The following is a 15,344-nucleotide window of genomic DNA, read 5'->3' on the forward strand; positions in this document are numbered from 1 at the left end:
GGGCGTGCAGGTCGGGGCGCAAAGTTTAGCGCCGAACTGGGTTATTCAGAAGGCCACGACGAATCGCGCAAACGCGAAGGCCGGGTTTCCCCGGCCTTCCTGGTACCAACCAGACCTTACTTGCGCTTCATGGACATGAAGAATTCGTCGTTGGTCTTGGTGTCCTTGAGCTTGTCGAGCAGGAACTCGATGGCGGCGATCTCGTCCATCGGGTGCAGCAGCTTGCGCAGGATCCACATGCGCTGCAGTTCGTCGTCGGCGGTCAGCAGCTCTTCGCGGCGGGTACCGGACTTGTTGATGTTGATGGCGGGGAACACGCGCTTCTCGGCGATGCGGCGGTCCAGCGGCAGCTCCATGTTGCCGGTGCCCTTGAACTCTTCGTAGATCACCTCGTCCATCTTCGAGCCGGTCTCGACCAGCGCAGTGGCGATGATGGTCAGCGAACCGCCTTCCTCGATGTTACGGGCGGCACCGAAGAAGCGCTTGGGCTTCTCCAGGGCATGGGCGTCGACACCACCGGTGAGCACCTTGCCGGAGCTCGGGATCACGGTGTTGTAGGCACGCGCCAGACGGGTGATGGAGTCCAGCAGGATGACCACGTCCTTCTTGTGCTCGACCAGGCGCTTGGCCTTCTCGATCACCATCTCGGCGACCTGCACGTGGCGGGTCGGCGGTTCGTCGAAGGTGGAGGCGACCACTTCGCCGCGCACGGTGCGCTGCATCTCGGTCACTTCTTCCGGGCGCTCGTCGATCAGCAGGACGATCAGGTGGCACTCGGGGTTGTTGCGGGTGATGTTGGCCGCGATGTTCTGCAGCATGATGGTCTTGCCCGCCTTCGGCGGGGCGACGATCAGGCCGCGCTGGCCCTTGCCGATCGGCGCGCAGAGATCGATCACGCGGCCGGTGAGGTCTTCGGTGGAGCCGTTGCCGGCTTCCATCTTCAGGCGCTCGTTGGGGAACAGGGGCGTCAGGTTCTCGAACAGGATCTTGTTCTTGGCGTTCTCCGGGCGGTCGAAGTTGATCGAGTCGACCTTCAGGAGCGCGAAGTAACGCTCGCCTTCTTTCGGCGGGCGGATCTTGCCGATGATGGTGTCGCCGGTACGCAGGTTGAAGCGGCGGATCTGGCTGGGCGAGACGTAGATGTCGTCCGGGCCGGCCAGGTAGGAGGAGTCTGCGGAGCGCAGGAAGCCAAAACCGTCCTGGAGAATCTCCAGCACGCCGTCACCGGAGATTTCCTCGCCGCCTTTGGAATGCTTTTTCAGCAGGGCGAAGATCACGTCCTGCTTGCGCGAACGGGCCATGTTCTCGAGGCCCATCTGTTCGGCCATTTCCAGCAGTTCGGCAATCGGCTTTTGCTTGAGTTCGGTCAGATTCATAGGAATGACGTAAGTACGAAAATTGAGAAGGAAGGAAAGCGTTGAGCTTTAGAGGCCGCGCCGCGGAGAGGCGACAGGATCGCTGTGCTTATTCGATTTGGAATGCGTCGGCGGCGGCTTGCGAAGGGCAACGGAATGACGTTGCGGACCCGAATTTAACACCCGCATCCGGGGGCGTCTAGTACCGATTCAACAAAAAACCCCGCACATTGCGGGGTTTCTCGTTACGGCCCGAAGGCTCGCCGGAGGCCCGGCGGGACTCAGATGTTGGCGTCGAGGAAGGCCGCCAGCTGGGACTTGGACAGGGCGCCGACCTTGGTCGCTTCGACGTTGCCGTTCTTGAACAGCATCAGGGTCGGGATGCCGCGCACGCCGTATTTCGGCGGGGTGTCCTGGTTCTCGTCGATGTTCAGCTTGCAGATCTTCAGCTTGCCCTGGTAGTCCTTGGCGATCTCGTCGAGGACGGGGGCGATCATCTTGCACGGGCCACACCACTCGGCCCAGTAATCGACCAGCACAGCGCCTTCGGCCTTGAGCACGTCCTGCTCGAAGCTGGCGTCGCTAACGTGGGAGATGAGTTCGCTCATGGATGTTCTCCGTGGATTCGGATGCGGAAATTGGCGGCCATCATAGCCCGGCTTTCCCCGGACCGAAAGCTGCTGGCGATTGAGCCTTCCTATGGAGGTGCGTTGGAAAACTGATGGATAACCGGCTGCGCGTCAATCCGCCGCGGCCATTTATCGCCCCGTGTCGAGGCCCTCGCGAACACCGCCACCGGGAGGCGGGGCGCCGCCTATAGTAAGGAGGCGGCCGTCATGAAGCGGAAACTTCTCCGTGGCATTCTGCTCAGCTGCCTGCCATTTCCTTGCACGAGCGTTCCACGACTCGCGTTGGCGCAACGTGACGATCGTGGCAGGATGGCGCCGTTCAGAAACGAGACACCAAGACCATGCCCTCGACCCGTCGCGCCGAAACCCCTTCCCTGATCGCAGCCATCGACCTGGGCTCCAACAGCTTCCACATGGTGCTGGCCAAGGCCGATCACGGGGAGATCCGCATCCTCGAGCGCCTCGGTGACAAGGTGCAGCTCGCCGCCGGCCTGGATGACGAGCGCATGCTCAGCGAGGAAGCCATGCAGCGCGGCCTCGACTGCCTGCGCCGCTTCGCCCAGATGACCAACAGCCTGCCCGAGGGCGCGGTGCGCATCGTCGGCACCAACGCCCTGCGCGAGGCGCGCAACCGCGCCGAATTCATCCGCCGCGCCGAGGCCATCCTCGGCCACCCGGTGGAAGTCATCTCCGGTCGCGAGGAAGCCCGCCTCATCTACTTGGGCGTCTCCCACAGCATCGCCGACACCCCCGGCAAGCGCCTGGTGGCCGATATCGGCGGCGGCAGCACCGAGTTCATCATCGGCCAGCGCTTCGAGTCGCAACTGCGCGAAAGCCTGCAGATGGGCTGCGTGAGCTACACCCAGCGCTACTTCCGCGACGGCAAGATCACCCCCGCCCGCTACGCCCAGGCCTACACCGCCGCGCGCCTGGAGCTGATGGGCATCGAATACAGCCTGCGCCGCCTCGGCTGGCAGCAGGCGGTGGGCGCCTCGGGCACCATCCGCGCCGTCGGCCTGGCGATCCAAGCGGCCGGCATGGGCAGTGGCGAAGTCAACCCGGAAGGCCTGGCCTGGCTCAAGCGCAAGCTGTTCAAGCTGGGCGAGGTGGAGAAGCTCGAACTCGACGGCATCAAGCCCGATCGCCGTGCCATCTTCCCCGCCGGCCTGGCGATCCTCGAAGCCATCTTCGACGCCCTCGAACTCAAGCACATGACCCATTCCGAAGGCGCCCTGCGCGAAGGCGTGCTCTACGACCTGCTGGGCCGCCACCATCACGAGGACGTACGCGAACGCACCCTCAGCGCGCTGATGGAACGCTGCCACGCCGACGCCGAGCAGGCGGCCCGCGTCGAGGCCAAGGCCCTGGAAGCGCTGGAGCAGGTGGCGGACGCCTGGGAGCTGGACGACGAGTGGCACCGCGACCTGCTGGTCTGGGGCGCCCGCGTCCACGAGATCGGCATGGACATCGCCCACTACCAGTACCACAAGCACGGTGCCTACCTGATCGAGCACTCGGACCTGCCGGGCTTCTCCCGCCAGGACCAGCAGATGCTCGCGCTGCTGGTCCGTGGCCACCGCCGCAACATCCCCAAGGACAAGTTCGCCGAGTTCGGCGACGAGGGGGTCAAGCTCATCCGCCTTTGCGTGCTGCTGCGCTTCGCCATCCTCTTCCACCACATCCGCACCAGCCAGGAGACCCCCCAGGTCCGCCTGAAGGTGGGCCCGCAGAGCCTGGACGTGCAGTTCCCCGAGAACTGGCTGGCGGCCAACCCGCTGACCCAGGCGGACTTCGAACAGGAAGCCACCTGGCTCAAGCGCATCGACTTCACCCTGCAGGTGAGCTGAAGCGAGACGCCGGGAGCGCACAGCGAAACGGGGCCAGAGGGCCCCGTTTTCGTTGGTGCGGTCCGCTGCCCCGCCTCGCGAGAAGACCGGTCAGCGCGCGCTGACCGGCGGGTTGAGCAGCTTGTCCAGCAGGATGGCCTGGGCGCTGCGCGGGTTCTGGTTGCCGCTGGGGCTGTTGCGCAGGTAGCGACCGTCGGGCTGCAGGGCCCAGCTGTGGGTGTTGTCGGCGAGGTAGGTCTCCAGCTCCTTCTTGACCCGGGTGATGAGCTTCTTGCCCTCCACCGGGAAGCAGGTCTCCACGCGCATGTCGAGGTTGCGTTCCATCCAGTCGGCACTGGAGAGGTAGAGCAGCTCGTCGCCACCATTGAGGAAGTAGTAGATGCGGCTGTGTTCGAGGAAGCGGCCGATGATCGAGCGCACCTGGATGTTGTGCGAGACGCCAGGGATGCCCGGGCGCAGGCAGCACATGCCACGCACCACCAGGTCGATCTTCACGCCGCTCTGGCTGGCCTTGTACAGCGCGCGGATGACCTTCGGGTCGGTCAGCGAGTTGACCTTGGCCATGATGTGCGCCGGCTTGCCTTCGGTGGCGTGCAGGGCCTCCTTGGCGATCATGTCCAGCAACGACTTCTTCAGGGTGAAGGGCGCATGCAGCAGCTTCTTCATGCGCAGCGTCTTGCCCATGCCGATCAGCTGGTTGAACAGCTTGTGCAGGTCCTCGCAGAGCGCGTCGTCGGCGGTGAGCATGCTGTAGTCGGTGTACAGGCGCGCGTTGCCGGCGTGGTAGTTGCCGGTGCCCAGGTGGGCATAGCGGCGCAGCTCGCCATCCTCGCGGCGCAGGATGAGCATCATCTTGGCGTGGGTCTTGAAGCCGACCACACCATAGATCACCACGGCGCCGGCAGCCTGCAGGCGGCTGGCCAGCTGCAGGTTGGATTCCTCGTCGAAGCGCGCGCGCAGCTCGATCACCGCGGTGACCTCCTTGCCGTTGCGTGCCGCTTCCACCAGGGCGTCGACGATCTCGGAGTTGGCACCGGCGCGGTACAGCGTCTGCTTGATCGCCAGGACGTTGGGGTCCTTGGCCGCCTGGCGCAGGAAGTCCACCACCGGGGTGAAGGACTCGAAGGGGTGCAGCAGCAGGATGTCCTGCTTGCCCACCACGCTGAACAGGTTCTCGGCCTTCTGCAGCAGCTTGGGGATCACCGGGGTGAAGCTCGGGTGCTGCAGCTCGGGGTGGCTGTCCAGCCCGGTGATGCTGAACAGGCGGGTCAGGTTTACCGGGCCGTTGACCTGGTACAGCTCGCTCTCGGCCAGGCCGAACTGCTTGAGCAGGTAGTCGGACAGGTGTTTCGGGCAGGTGTCGGCCACCTCCAGGCGCACCGCATCGCCGTAGCGGCGCGAGAACAGCTCGCCGCGCAGGGCACGAGCCAGGTCCTCGACGTCCTCGGTGTCCACCGAAAGATCGGCGTTACGGGTCAGGCGGAACTGGTAGCAGCCCTTCACCTTCATGCCGGGGAACAGGTCGTCGGCGTGGGCGTGGATCATCGACGACAGGAACACGAAGTTGTCGCCGGGGCCGCTGATCTCCTCGGGTACGCGGATCACGCGCGGCAGCAGGCGCGGCGCCGGAATGATCGCCAGGCCCGAGTCGCGGCCGAAGGCATCGACGCCCTCCAGCTCGACGATGAAGTTGAGGCTCTTGTTCACCAGCAGCGGGAAGGGGTGCGTCGGGTCGAGGCCGATGGGGCTGATGATCGGCGCGATCTCGTCGCGGAAGTAGCGGCGCACCCAGGTCTTGAGCTTGGGCGTCCAGTAGCGCCGGCGGATGAAGCTGACCTGGTGCTTGGCCAGCTCCGGCAGCAGCACATCGTTGAGGATGCTGTACTGGCGCGCCACCTGCTCGTGCACCAGCTCGCTGATGCGGGCCAGCGCCTGGTGCGGCAGCAGGCCATCGGCACCCGCCTGTTCGCGGGCGAAGGTGATCTGCTTCTTCAGGCCGGCGGCACGGATCTCGAAGAACTCGTCGAGGTTGCTGGAGAAGATCAGCAGGAATTTCAGGCGCTCGAGCAGCGGGTAGGACTCGTCGAGCGCCTGCTCCAGGACACGGATGTTGAACTGCAGCTGCGACAGCTCCCGGTGGATGTACAGGCTGCTGTCATCCAGACCCGGGATCACCGGAGCCGGCGCGGGGGCCGGCGGCGGAGTCTCGACGGGCGCCGGAGCGGGGGCCTCGGCGACCGGTTGCTCCGGCACGGGCTCTTGTAGGGGATTCGACGCTTGGTTCAGTCCATCGGTGTTCATCTGGTTTCCTGCTGGGGAGTCAGGCTCCCGCCTTGAGCATTTCTGCGGCACGCACGGCGAAGTAGGTAAGGATGCCATCAGCGCCCGCACGTTTGAATGCGGTCAGCGATTCGAGTATGACCGCCTCGCTCAGCCAGCCGTTCTGGATGGCCGCCATGTGCATGGCGTACTCGCCGCTGACCTGGTAGGCGAAGGTCGGCACGCGGAAGGCGTCCTTCACGCGCCAGACGATGTCCAGGTAGGGCATGCCCGGCTTGACCATGACCATGTCGGCGCCTTCGGCGAGGTCGGCAGCCACTTCGTGCAGGGCCTCGTCGCCGTTGGCCGGGTCCATCTGGTAGCTGGCCTTGTTGGCCTTGCCCAGGTTGGCGGCCGAACCCACCGCATCGCGGAAGGGACCGTAGTAGGCGCTGGCGTACTTGGCCGAGTAGGCCATGATCCGCACGTTGGGGAAGTCGGCCAGTTCAAGGGCCTCGCGGATGGCCTGGATGCGGCCGTCCATCATGTCCGAGGGCGCGACCACCTGGGCGCCGGCCTCGGCGTGGGACAGCGCCTGCTTGACCAGCGCGTCCACGGTGATGTCGTTCTGCACATAGCCGTCGGCGTCGAGGATGCCGTCCTGGCCATGGGTGGTGAAGGGGTCCAGGGCCACGTCGCTGATCACGCCCAGTTCCGGGAAGCGCTCGCGCAGGGCGCGGATGGCGCGCTGGGCGATGCCGTCCGGGTTCCACGCCTCGGCGCCGTCGAGCGACTTGCGCTCCAGCGGCGTCACCGGGAACAGCGCCAGCGCGGGGATGCCCAGGGCCACCCAGCCGGCCGCGGCTTCCAGCAGCAGGTCGATGGACAGGCGCTCGACGCCCGGCATCGACGGCACCGCTTCACGGCGGTTCTCGCCGTCCAGCACGAACACCGGGAGGATCAGGTCGTCGACGGTCAGGGTGTTTTCGCGCACCAGGCGGCGGGAGAAGTCATCACGGCGATTGCGGCGCAGGCGGGTAGCGGGGAACAGGCGGTTGGCGGGGGTAAAGCTCACGACAGACTCCAGGGTCCAAAGGAGGACACAGTGCGACATTTATAAGCGGCAATTATGACCGAATGGTAACAATGCATGACAGCGACGCTCTGTCGCGTTCGACGAAATTTCCGAGGCCCCACGAGGCCTGGCCGTGAACCAGTCGACCCTCGACTGGCGGTTCGCCACCCTTTAGAGCTTTTCCCGCAACGCCAACCCGGTTAGGCTTCGCGTTCATTTTTGCCGCGCTGCCTAACTGATGCTGCAACAATTTCTCCAGGATTTCGGCTACTTCGCCCTCTTCCTCGGCACCTTCTTCGAGGGCGAGACCATCCTGGTCCTGGCCGGCTTTCTCGCGTTCCGCGGCTACATGGATATCAACCTGGTGGTGATCACGGCGTTCTTCGGCAGCTATGCCGGCGACCAGCTGTGGTACTACCTCGGCCGCCACAAGGGCCGGCAGATCCTCACCCGGCGCCCGCGCTGGCAGGCGATGGGCGACAAGGCCCTGGAGCACATCCGGCGCCACCCGGACATCTGGGTGCTGAGCTTCCGCTTCGTCTACGGCCTGCGCACCGTGATGCCGGTGGCCATCGGCCTGTCCGGCTACCCGCCGTTGCGCTACCTGATCCTCAACGGCATCGGCGCCATCATCTGGGCCCTGGCCCTGGGCTTCGCCGCCTTCCACTTCGGCGCCGTGCTCGAAGGCATGCTGGGCAACCTCAAGCGCTACGAGCTGATGGTGCTCGGCGTGCTGGTGGTGATCGGCGGCCTGCTCTGGCTGCGCCGCCGGCTGCGCAACAGCCGCGAGGCCAAGGCGAACGCCGACCAGCCTCCGCAGGCGTAACCGTCACGCCAGCGCCGCTTCACGCCGCCCCAGTGCGACCAGCGCCAGCACGCTGGCAACCCCATGCACCACCAGCACCAGCCAGACCAGCGGGCTGACCGGCAGCATGCCGAGTACCCCCGCCAGCCACAGCACCGGCAGGTTCAGCGCCAGCCGCGCCAGCTCCAGGCGCAGTGCCCAGGGCCGGTTTTCCAGCCACGCACCGATGGCGAACAGGCCGAAGGCCACCCATAGCCAGCCCAGCAGCACGGCACCGAGCGGCAGGCCGTCGCCCACGCCCAGCAGGTAGCTCCCCCCCGCCACGTAGCCAGCGAACTGCAACGCCGCATAGAGGGTGCGACCGCCTGACAACGGCACCTCGAACTTGGTGAAGCGGCTCAGGTCCGGCTTGGCCTGCGGGTACTTGCGCGCCACATCCTCGGGGCGCCAGCCGGTGCGCATGAACCAGATGCGCAGGCGGTCCCACCAGGACCCGGCGCGCACCGCGTCCTGCCACAACACCGCATAGAACTGCAGGTTGGCCCAGATCGGATTCCAGCTGGCCAGGGGCGTGGTCACGCCGAACACCACCGGCTCCTCGTCCAGCTCCTCCTGGAAGGTGCCGAACAGGCGATCCCAGAGAATGAAGACGCCACCGTAGTTGCGGTCCATGTACACCGCGTTCTGCGCATGGTGGACGCGGTGGTTCGAGGGACTGATGAAGAACCACTCGAACCAGCCGAGCTTGGGCACATGGCGCGTGTGCACCCAGAACTGGTAGAGCAGGTTGAGCGCGGCCACCGTGAGAAACACCAGCGGCGGCACGCCAACCACCGCCATCGGCAGGTAGAAGATCCAGCCGAAGAGGAAACCGGTACTGGTCTGGCGCAGTGCCGTCGAGAGGTTGTACTCCTCGCTCTGGTGATGCACCGAGTGCGCGGCCCAGAGCACGTTGCGCTCGTGGCCCAGGCGGTGGTTCCAGTAGTAGCAGAAGTCGTAGAAGACGAAGGCGAAAAGCCAGACCCAGGGGCTGTCAGCGCGCAACTCGAACAGCGCCAGGTGCTGCCAGGCGTAGGTGTAGGTGAGCAAACCGACCGCCTTGGTCAGCAGCCCGCTGGTGGTGGACAGCACCCCCGCACTGAGGCTGTTGATGGCATCGGCGGTGCGGTAGGTGCGCACCCCGCGCCAGCGATCGGCGAGCAGCTCGATGCCGATCAGCAGTAAGAAGAAGGGGATCGCGTAGAGGACGTAATTCATGATGTCAGCCGTATCGTTATGCCGATCAAGGGACTAGGATTGCCAGGCTCGATGCTACGCCCACGCCTACCCGGGCCCCTGGCGCGGCATGCCAGCCCAACCGGCATATGACGACACATGCGCATAACCACACGACGCAGCCTTTCCCTCCTGCTGATCCTGATCGCCACGGCCGCCCTCCTGGGACTCTATCCCTATCGCGCCGCGCTGCTGCCGGCCGCCGACGACCTGGCGTCCGCACGCGAGCGCCTGGCGCCCCACCTCAGCCTGTTCACCCCGGCAGGCGACGGGCCCTTTCCCACCGTACTGGTATTCCACGGCTGCAGCGGGCAGAGCCCGGGCTTCGTCGAGAACGTGAAGAAATGGCTGCTGCCGCAGGGCTACGCATTGCTCTTCGTCGACAGCCTGGGAGCGCGCGGCATCCATGATTGGCATCCGGTCTGCGACGGCAAGCTGCTGTGGGGCAACGAGCGCGCGCTGGACGTCTACGCCGCCCTCGACCTCGCCCGCTCGATGCCGCGCCTGGACCACCGGCGCATGGCCCTGCTCGGCTACTCCCATGGCGGCTGGAGCATCCTCGATGCACTCGCCTACGACGGCGACGCCGGCCACGGCTTCCCCCGCATCGGCCAGCAGGCGCTGGACGGTGTGCGCGGCGTCATCGCCTTCTACCCTTACTGTGGTTTCCCCGCGCACCTGCGCCAGGGCAAGGGGCGCGACCTGCCGGTGCTGATGTTTCTCGGTGGCAAGGACAGAATCACTGACCACCTTCAGTGTCTATCGGCTATGGACGGGCTCGATCTCGAACAACTGCAACTGGTGCAATACGGCGGGGCCGACCACGTGTTCGACCAGCGCAGCGACCTGAATACCTACCAACCCAGGCTGGCCGAGGATGCCCACCAGCATGCCCAGGCGTTCCTCCAGGAGAACCTGAAGGCGGCCCAGTGAAGCGGAGAACGCTATGAACAAGAAAGTTGCTGTGATTCTTTCCGGCTGCGGCGTGTACGACGGCGCGGAGATCCACGAGAGTGTGATCACCCTGCTGCGCCTGGACCAGCGCGGCGCGCTGGCGCAGTGCTTCGCACCCAACATCGCCCAGCACCACGTGATCAACCACCTCACCGGCGAGGAGATGCCCGAGAGCCGCAACGTGCTCACCGAGTCCGCGCGCATCGCCCGCGGCGCGGTGAAGGACGTCCGAGAGCTCAAGGCCGAGGACTACGACGCCCTGATCATCCCCGGCGGCTTCGGCGCGGCGAAGAACCTCTCCGACTTCGCCCTCAGCGGCGCCGATTGCAGCGTGCAGCCCGACGTGCTGGCCGCCGCCCAGGGCTTCGCCGACGCCGGCAAGCCGGTGGGGCTGATCTGCATCGCCCCGGCCATGGCCGCGAAGATCTACGGCGCAGGCGTCACCTGCACCATCGGCACCGACGCCGAGACTGCCGGTGCGCTGGAGAAGATGGGCGCCGAGCACGTCGAATGCGTGGTCGGCGAGATAGTCGAGGACAAGGCGCGCAAACTGGTCACCACCCCCGCCTACATGCTCGCCCAGTCCATCAGCGAAGCCGCCTCGGGCATCTACAAGCTGGTCGACCGCGTGCTCGAACTGACCCACGCCGACCACTGACGGCCAGGCGGGCGGCCCTGGCCGCCCGCCGCTGCAAGCCGCTCCCGCCAATCCGCGTGCCATTTGGGCCGCCCCCCTGTTCAAGCGCACCGCGCTGCGTCAGCGTCGCACTCTCGCCCCCCGACGCAGGTGCAGCATGAGCGACAACGACTTCGTCCTGACCCCGGAACTGCAACAGGCGGTCCGGCGCTTCTTCGAACGCATCCCCTTCAACCAGGTACTCGGCATCCAGCTGGGCGAGCTGTCGCAGGAGCAGGTGACCATGCACCTGCCGATGAAGGACGAGCTGATCGGCAACTTCGTCCACGGCATCCTCCATGGCGGGGTGATCTCCTCGCTGCTGGACGTCACCGGCGGCGCCATGGCGCTGATCGGCGCCTTCGAACGCCACCGGGGCCTGTCCACCGCCGAGCGCATGGAGCGGCTGTCCAAGCTGGGCACCATCGACCTGCGCATCGACTACCTGCGCCCGGGGCGCGGTCGCGCCTTCACCGCCACGGCGGTGCTGTTGCGCTCGGGCAACAAGGTCGCGGTGGTGCGCTCGGAACTGCACGCCGACGACGGCACCCTGGTGGCTGTCGGCACCGGCACCTACCTCTGCGGCTGAGGGCGTTCAGCCCCGGGCGAGGCGGGTCAGCAGCCGGTCCAGCGAGTTGGAGAACGCCTGGCGGTCCTTGTCGCTGTAGGCGGCCTGGCCGCCGCCCATCTGCCCCTGGTCGCGCAGGTCGGTGAACAGGTTGCGCACCGCCAGGCGCTCACCCATGTTGCGCTCGTCGAATTCGCGGCCACGCGGGTCCAGCGCAGCGACGCCCTTCTTCACCAGCCGGTCGGCCAGCGGCACGTCGCTGCAGATCACCAGGTCCCCCGGCTCGGCCTGCTCCACCAGGTGATCGTCCGCTGCATCCGGCCCGCTCGGCACCACCACCAGGCGCACGCAGGCGAAGGCCGGCTTCACCTGGCTCTGCCCGGCCACCAGCACCACCTCGAACTTGCGCTTGAGGGCGAACTTGATGACCTGGTCCTTGGCGGCACGGGGGCAGGCGTCGGCGTCGATCCACACACGCATGGGCTTGGGCTCCGGAAAGGTTGCGGGCGCGCAGTATGCCAGCCGCCTCCTGCAGGCGCTCGCTGCGCCACCATGCCGCAGTTTCCGAGCGATCAAAATGATCTCATTGCGCCAGCAATTTTCGCCGATATTCCCCTATAATCGCCCGCCCTTCCCGCATCTCCGGTGCCCTGGGAAGGCCCCAGCGGGGATTGGCAGGACGCCGCCACATGCCATTGCACGCCTGGAACAGCCGGAAACGGCTGGCAGTATCAAGGACTCGACGAGGAACACATGGCATCCCGCGCCCTCACCGCCCTGGTGGCCTGCTTCGCCCTGCAGCTTGCCGGCTGCTCGGCCCTGCGCAGCTACGAAAACGAACTCACCGCCACCAGCCAGCACCTCGCCCGCGGCGAGGTGGACGCCGCCCTCGGCACGCTGGAAGCCAATAACGGCGGCGAGGACAAGGACCTTCTCTACTACTTCGAAAAAGGCGAGCTGCTGCGCGCCCGTGGCGACCTCGCCGGCAGCCAGGCCGCCTGGCGCCAGGCCGACCGCATCGTCTACCAGTGGGAAGAGGCGATGAAGGCCGACCCTTCGCGCTACCTGGGGCAGGCCGGCGCCTTCCTCGCCAACGACCGGGTGCGCCGCTACGAGGGCTACGACTACGAGAAGGTCATGCTCACCACGCAGATGGCCCTCAACGACCTGGCCGCCAACGACTTCGACGCCGCCCGTACCGAGATCCGCAAGACCCACGAACGCGAAGCGCTGATCGCCGAGCTGCGCGACCGGCAGTACCTCGACAGCGAGGAGGAGGCCGAGCGCCAGGGCATCAGCACCCGCTTCGAAGACCTGCGCGGCTACCCGGTGGCCTCCCTCGATGCCCCCGACGTGGTCAGCCTGAAGAACAGCTACCAGAGCGCCTTCAGCCACTACCTCGCCGGGTTCGTCTACGAGGCCCTGGGCGAGAAGGGCCTGGCCGCCCCCGGCTATCGCCAGGCCGCCGAACTGCGCCCCGGCACGCCGCTGCTGGAGCAGGCCCTCCTGGACCTGGACGCCACGCCTGCGGCGGACGCCGGCAGCGACGTGCTGCTGGTGCTGCAAAGCGGCCTGGCACCGACCCGCGACTCGCTGCGCATCCCGCTGCCGGTGCCCCTGGACTCGGGAATGATCATCAGCACCGTGTCCTTCCCGCTGCTGCGCGACGACACCAGCACCCCGGCGCCCGGCTTCGTCGAGGTGGATGGCACGCCCACCGCCCTCACCGAACTCAGCAGCGTGCGCGCCATGTCGCACCGTGCCCTGCGCGACGACATGCCCGGCATCATCCTGCGCACCACCCTGCGCGCGGTGACCCGGGGCGCCCTCCAGAAGCAGCTCAACGACAACGGCAACGCCCTCGCCAGCCTGGCCGTCGGCATCCTGTCGGTGGCCAGCGAAGGGGCCGACGAACGCACCTGGCGCACCCTGCCCGGCAGCATCGGCGTCGCACGGTTGCGCCTGGCCATGGGCGAGCACCGCCTGGCCCTGCCCACCGCCCAGGGCGTGCGCGAATTCACCCTGAAGATCGATCGGCCCCACCAGGTGATCCCCCTGCGCCTGGTGGCCGGCCAGGTCTACGCCCAGGGCGCCGCCACCCCGACCACACCCGGCGTCCGCGCCGTGGCCAGCAACCAGACTCCCTGAGGAACACACATGCGCAATCTGCTCGTCGCCGGGCTCGCCCTGGCCCTGCTGGCCGGCTGCTCCGGCCGCGAAACCGCCTCCAGCAAGGTGGCGCCGATGGGCGATGTCGAAGACATCGAAGTGGACACCATGCGGGTGGCCCGCGAGAACGGCTTCCTCACCGTCAAGGTGAAGCTGACCAACACCTCCAGCCACAACCGCACCCTCTACTACCGCTTCGCCTGGCTCGACAGCGACGGCTTCCCCGTCGCCGACGAGGAGGGCTGGAAGGCCTTGCCGATCTACGGCACCCAGACCACCGTCCTGCCGGCCATTGCCCCCGTACCCAAGGCGACCGACTTCCGCCTTGAAATGAACACCCCCGACTGATCACGAGAGAGCGACCCCCATGCGCCTTGTCCGCACCACCTGCATCGCCGCCTTCGCCCTGGCCGCCGCCGGCTGCGCCAACAACCCCTCGCCGGTACTCGGCGGCGGCAACATCAGCTACGGCGACAGCAAGGCCGTCGAGCTGATCACCAACGAGTTCGGCTCCACCGACCTGCAGATGATCGCCGAGTCCATGACCCGCTCGCTGGCCCAGTCCGGCGTGCTCCAGGGCCGCCCGGTGATCCAGGTCTACGACGTGAAGAACAAGACCAGCGAGTACATCGACACCCGCGAGATCACCACCTCGATCAAGACCCAGCTGCTGAAGTCCGGCACCGCACGCTTCGCCAGCGACAACACCGACATGCAGAGCCAGGTCGACCAGTTGAAGCTGCAGAACCAGAGCGGCCTGTACAAGAACTCCACCATCGCCAAGACCGGCAACATGGTCGCCGCCAAGTACCGCCTGGAGGGCTCCATCAGCTCCATCGTCAAGCGCAGCAGCGACTACAAGGACGTCTTCTACAAGTTCAGCCTGCAGCTCGTCGACGTCGAGAGCGGCCTGGCCGAGTGGATGGACGAGAAGGAAATCCGCAAGACCACGGAGCGTTGATATGCGCGTATTGATCGGCCTGTTCGTCGCCAGCCTGGCACTGGCCAGCCACGCGGCCCCCAAGGTGGCGGTGACCGACCTCGCCTACGAGGAACGCGTCCGCGAGTACATCCACACGGTGAACGCCCAGAGCGCCTCGCAGGTGAGCGGCTTCTCCGGCAGCGCATCCAGCAGCTACTCGGAAGAGGAAGGCACCTACAGCTACATCGAGCGCGGCGAGCTGCGCAAATTCACCGGCGACATCAAGGGCGAGATCCTCAAGTCCGGCAGCTTCCAGCTGGTCCAGGGGCGCCCCTACGGCAGTGACAACGAAGGCCTGCACGACGTGATCGGGCGTATCGCCCAGGGCCAGTTCCAGGGCGCGGACTACGTGCTGTTCGGCTCGCTCTCGGACGCCGACTTCCGCCAGGACGTCAACGCCATCGACAACACCGACACCTACTCCACGGTGCTGGGCCTGACCCTGGTGGCCGACTTCAGCCTCATCGACACCCGCACCCACGAAGTGAAGGCCGCCTTCACCGCGATGGGTGAAGCCCAGGACGTGAAGCTGGTGAAGGGCGGCGACAGGCGCGTCACCCCCAACCGCGGGCGCGTGGTGCGCGAGGTGTCGAAGGCCCTGGGCGAAGACGTCGCTCGGCAGCTGCAGGAGCAGCTCGGCGTGGGCCCGGCGGCAGTCACCGACAACGGGCGCTACGGCGCGCTGCCGCCGGACGAACCGGCGAAGATCCTGCATTGAGACAAGCGGCCTGCGGGCCGCTTTTTTTTGCC

Annotated in this window: 15 protein-coding genes; 9 read left to right on the plus strand and 6 right to left on the minus strand. The window is 66.5% G+C overall.

What is annotated here, in order from left to right:
* Positions 1–116 precede the first annotated feature (116 nt).
* Positions 117–1,376 (minus strand): transcription termination factor Rho, encoded by a 1,260-nt coding sequence (gene rho, locus ACYJSS_RS12220; protein WP_111261136.1) that lies wholly within the window; start codon positions 1,374–1,376, stop codon positions 117–119.
* A gap of 260 nt (positions 1,377–1,636) precedes the next feature.
* Positions 1,637–1,963 (minus strand): thioredoxin TrxA, encoded by a 327-nt coding sequence (gene trxA / locus ACYJSS_RS12225; protein WP_021218198.1) that lies wholly within the window; start codon positions 1,961–1,963, stop codon positions 1,637–1,639.
* A 362-nt stretch (positions 1,964–2,325) separates the two neighbouring features.
* Between trxA and ppx the strand changes: the two genes are divergently transcribed.
* Positions 2,326–3,831: an exopolyphosphatase gene (gene ppx, locus ACYJSS_RS12230; RefSeq protein WP_111261137.1), complete on the plus strand. Its 1,506-nt coding sequence runs from the start codon at positions 2,326–2,328 to the stop codon at positions 3,829–3,831.
* 90 nt (positions 3,832–3,921) lie between these two features.
* Here the strand turns inward: ppx and ppk1 are convergent, their stop codons facing one another.
* Entirely contained in the window at positions 3,922–6,132 is a 2,211-nt protein-coding gene (ppk1, locus tag ACYJSS_RS12235) for a polyphosphate kinase 1 (protein ID WP_111261138.1), read from the minus strand.
* A gap of 19 nt (positions 6,133–6,151) precedes the next feature.
* Positions 6,152–7,165, minus strand: coding sequence for a porphobilinogen synthase (hemB, locus tag ACYJSS_RS12240; RefSeq protein ID WP_111261139.1), 1,014 nt, complete (start codon positions 7,163–7,165; stop codon positions 6,152–6,154).
* A gap of 235 nt (positions 7,166–7,400) precedes the next feature.
* Here hemB and ACYJSS_RS12245 point away from each other — a divergent pair, with 235 nt between their 5' ends.
* Positions 7,401–7,991: a DedA family protein gene (locus tag ACYJSS_RS12245; RefSeq protein ID WP_178082940.1), complete on the plus strand. Its 591-nt coding sequence runs from the start codon at positions 7,401–7,403 to the stop codon at positions 7,989–7,991.
* A 3-nt stretch (positions 7,992–7,994) separates the two neighbouring features.
* Here ACYJSS_RS12245 and ACYJSS_RS12250 read toward each other — a convergent pair whose 3' ends face one another.
* On the minus strand, positions 7,995–9,227 hold the full coding sequence (locus ACYJSS_RS12250) for a sterol desaturase family protein (RefSeq protein WP_111261141.1): 1,233 nt from the start codon (positions 9,225–9,227) through the stop codon (positions 7,995–7,997).
* Between the two features lie 117 nt (positions 9,228–9,344).
* Between ACYJSS_RS12250 and ACYJSS_RS12255 the strand changes: the two genes are divergently transcribed.
* From ACYJSS_RS12255 to ACYJSS_RS12265, 3 genes are all read left to right on the plus strand, one after another.
* Positions 9,345–10,178: a dienelactone hydrolase family protein gene (locus ACYJSS_RS12255; protein WP_111261142.1), complete on the plus strand. Its 834-nt coding sequence runs from the start codon at positions 9,345–9,347 to the stop codon at positions 10,176–10,178.
* A 13-nt stretch (positions 10,179–10,191) separates the two neighbouring features.
* Complete coding sequence (elbB, locus tag ACYJSS_RS12260) at positions 10,192–10,857, plus strand: isoprenoid biosynthesis glyoxalase ElbB (protein ID WP_111261143.1); 666 nt, start codon at positions 10,192–10,194, stop codon at positions 10,855–10,857.
* A gap of 136 nt (positions 10,858–10,993) precedes the next feature.
* Positions 10,994–11,464, plus strand: a complete 471-nt coding sequence (locus ACYJSS_RS12265) for a thioesterase family protein (protein WP_111261144.1) — start codon at positions 10,994–10,996, stop codon at positions 11,462–11,464.
* A 6-nt stretch (positions 11,465–11,470) separates the two neighbouring features.
* Here the strand turns inward: ACYJSS_RS12265 and ACYJSS_RS12270 are convergent, their stop codons facing one another.
* Positions 11,471–11,923 carry a YaiI/YqxD family protein gene (locus ACYJSS_RS12270; RefSeq protein ID WP_111261145.1) on the minus strand — a complete coding sequence of 151 codons (453 nt, stop codon included), beginning with the start codon at positions 11,921–11,923 and terminating at the stop codon, positions 11,471–11,473.
* 273 nt (positions 11,924–12,196) lie between these two features.
* Here ACYJSS_RS12270 and ACYJSS_RS12275 point away from each other — a divergent pair, with 273 nt between their 5' ends.
* From ACYJSS_RS12275 to ACYJSS_RS12290, 4 genes are read left to right on the plus strand one after another with little or no spacing between them, the layout of a single operon-like run.
* A complete protein-coding gene (locus ACYJSS_RS12275; protein ID WP_236205311.1) occupies positions 12,197–13,591 on the plus strand; it encodes a COG3014 family protein in 1,395 nt (464 codons plus the stop codon).
* Between the two features lie 9 nt (positions 13,592–13,600).
* A complete protein-coding gene (locus tag ACYJSS_RS12280; protein ID WP_111261147.1) occupies positions 13,601–13,960 on the plus strand; it encodes a YcfL family protein in 360 nt (119 codons plus the stop codon).
* A 19-nt stretch (positions 13,961–13,979) separates the two neighbouring features.
* A complete protein-coding gene (lpoB, locus tag ACYJSS_RS12285) occupies positions 13,980–14,573 on the plus strand; it encodes a penicillin-binding protein activator LpoB (RefSeq protein ID WP_111261148.1) in 594 nt (197 codons plus the stop codon).
* Position 14,574: 1 nt separating this feature from the next.
* A complete protein-coding gene (locus ACYJSS_RS12290; RefSeq protein ID WP_111261149.1) occupies positions 14,575–15,312 on the plus strand; it encodes a penicillin-binding protein activator LpoB in 738 nt (245 codons plus the stop codon).
* Positions 15,313–15,344: the final 32 nt, after the last annotated feature.

Source organism: Pseudomonas sp. No.21, assembly GCF_054558415.1.

What these genes read in the sequence shown, in the direction of transcription:
- trxA (WP_021218198.1), bottom strand. Translation starts at nt 1,963, where the DNA reads ATGAGCGAACTCATCTCCCACGTTAGCGACGCCAGCTTCGAGCAGGAC.
- ACYJSS_RS12275 (WP_236205311.1), top strand. Translation starts at nt 12,197, where the DNA reads ATGGCATCCCGCGCCCTCACCGCCCTGGTGGCCTGCTTCGCCCTGCAG.
- ACYJSS_RS12265 (WP_111261144.1), top strand. Translation starts at nt 10,994, where the DNA reads ATGAGCGACAACGACTTCGTCCTGACCCCGGAACTGCAACAGGCGGTC.
- ppk1 (WP_111261138.1), bottom strand. Translation starts at nt 6,132, where the DNA reads ATGAACACCGATGGACTGAACCAAGCGTCGAATCCCCTACAAGAGCCC.
- elbB (WP_111261143.1), top strand. Translation starts at nt 10,192, where the DNA reads ATGAACAAGAAAGTTGCTGTGATTCTTTCCGGCTGCGGCGTGTACGAC.
- ACYJSS_RS12290 (WP_111261149.1), top strand. Translation starts at nt 14,575, where the DNA reads ATGCGCGTATTGATCGGCCTGTTCGTCGCCAGCCTGGCACTGGCCAGC.
- ACYJSS_RS12280 (WP_111261147.1), top strand. Translation starts at nt 13,601, where the DNA reads ATGCGCAATCTGCTCGTCGCCGGGCTCGCCCTGGCCCTGCTGGCCGGC.
- ACYJSS_RS12270 (WP_111261145.1), bottom strand. Translation starts at nt 11,923, where the DNA reads ATGCGTGTGTGGATCGACGCCGACGCCTGCCCCCGTGCCGCCAAGGAC.
- rho (WP_111261136.1), bottom strand. Translation starts at nt 1,376, where the DNA reads ATGAATCTGACCGAACTCAAGCAAAAGCCGATTGCCGAACTGCTGGAA.
- lpoB (WP_111261148.1), top strand. Translation starts at nt 13,980, where the DNA reads ATGCGCCTTGTCCGCACCACCTGCATCGCCGCCTTCGCCCTGGCCGCC.
- ACYJSS_RS12250 (WP_111261141.1), bottom strand. Translation starts at nt 9,227, where the DNA reads ATGAATTACGTCCTCTACGCGATCCCCTTCTTCTTACTGCTGATCGGC.
- ppx (WP_111261137.1), top strand. Translation starts at nt 2,326, where the DNA reads ATGCCCTCGACCCGTCGCGCCGAAACCCCTTCCCTGATCGCAGCCATC.
- ACYJSS_RS12255 (WP_111261142.1), top strand. Translation starts at nt 9,345, where the DNA reads ATGCGCATAACCACACGACGCAGCCTTTCCCTCCTGCTGATCCTGATC.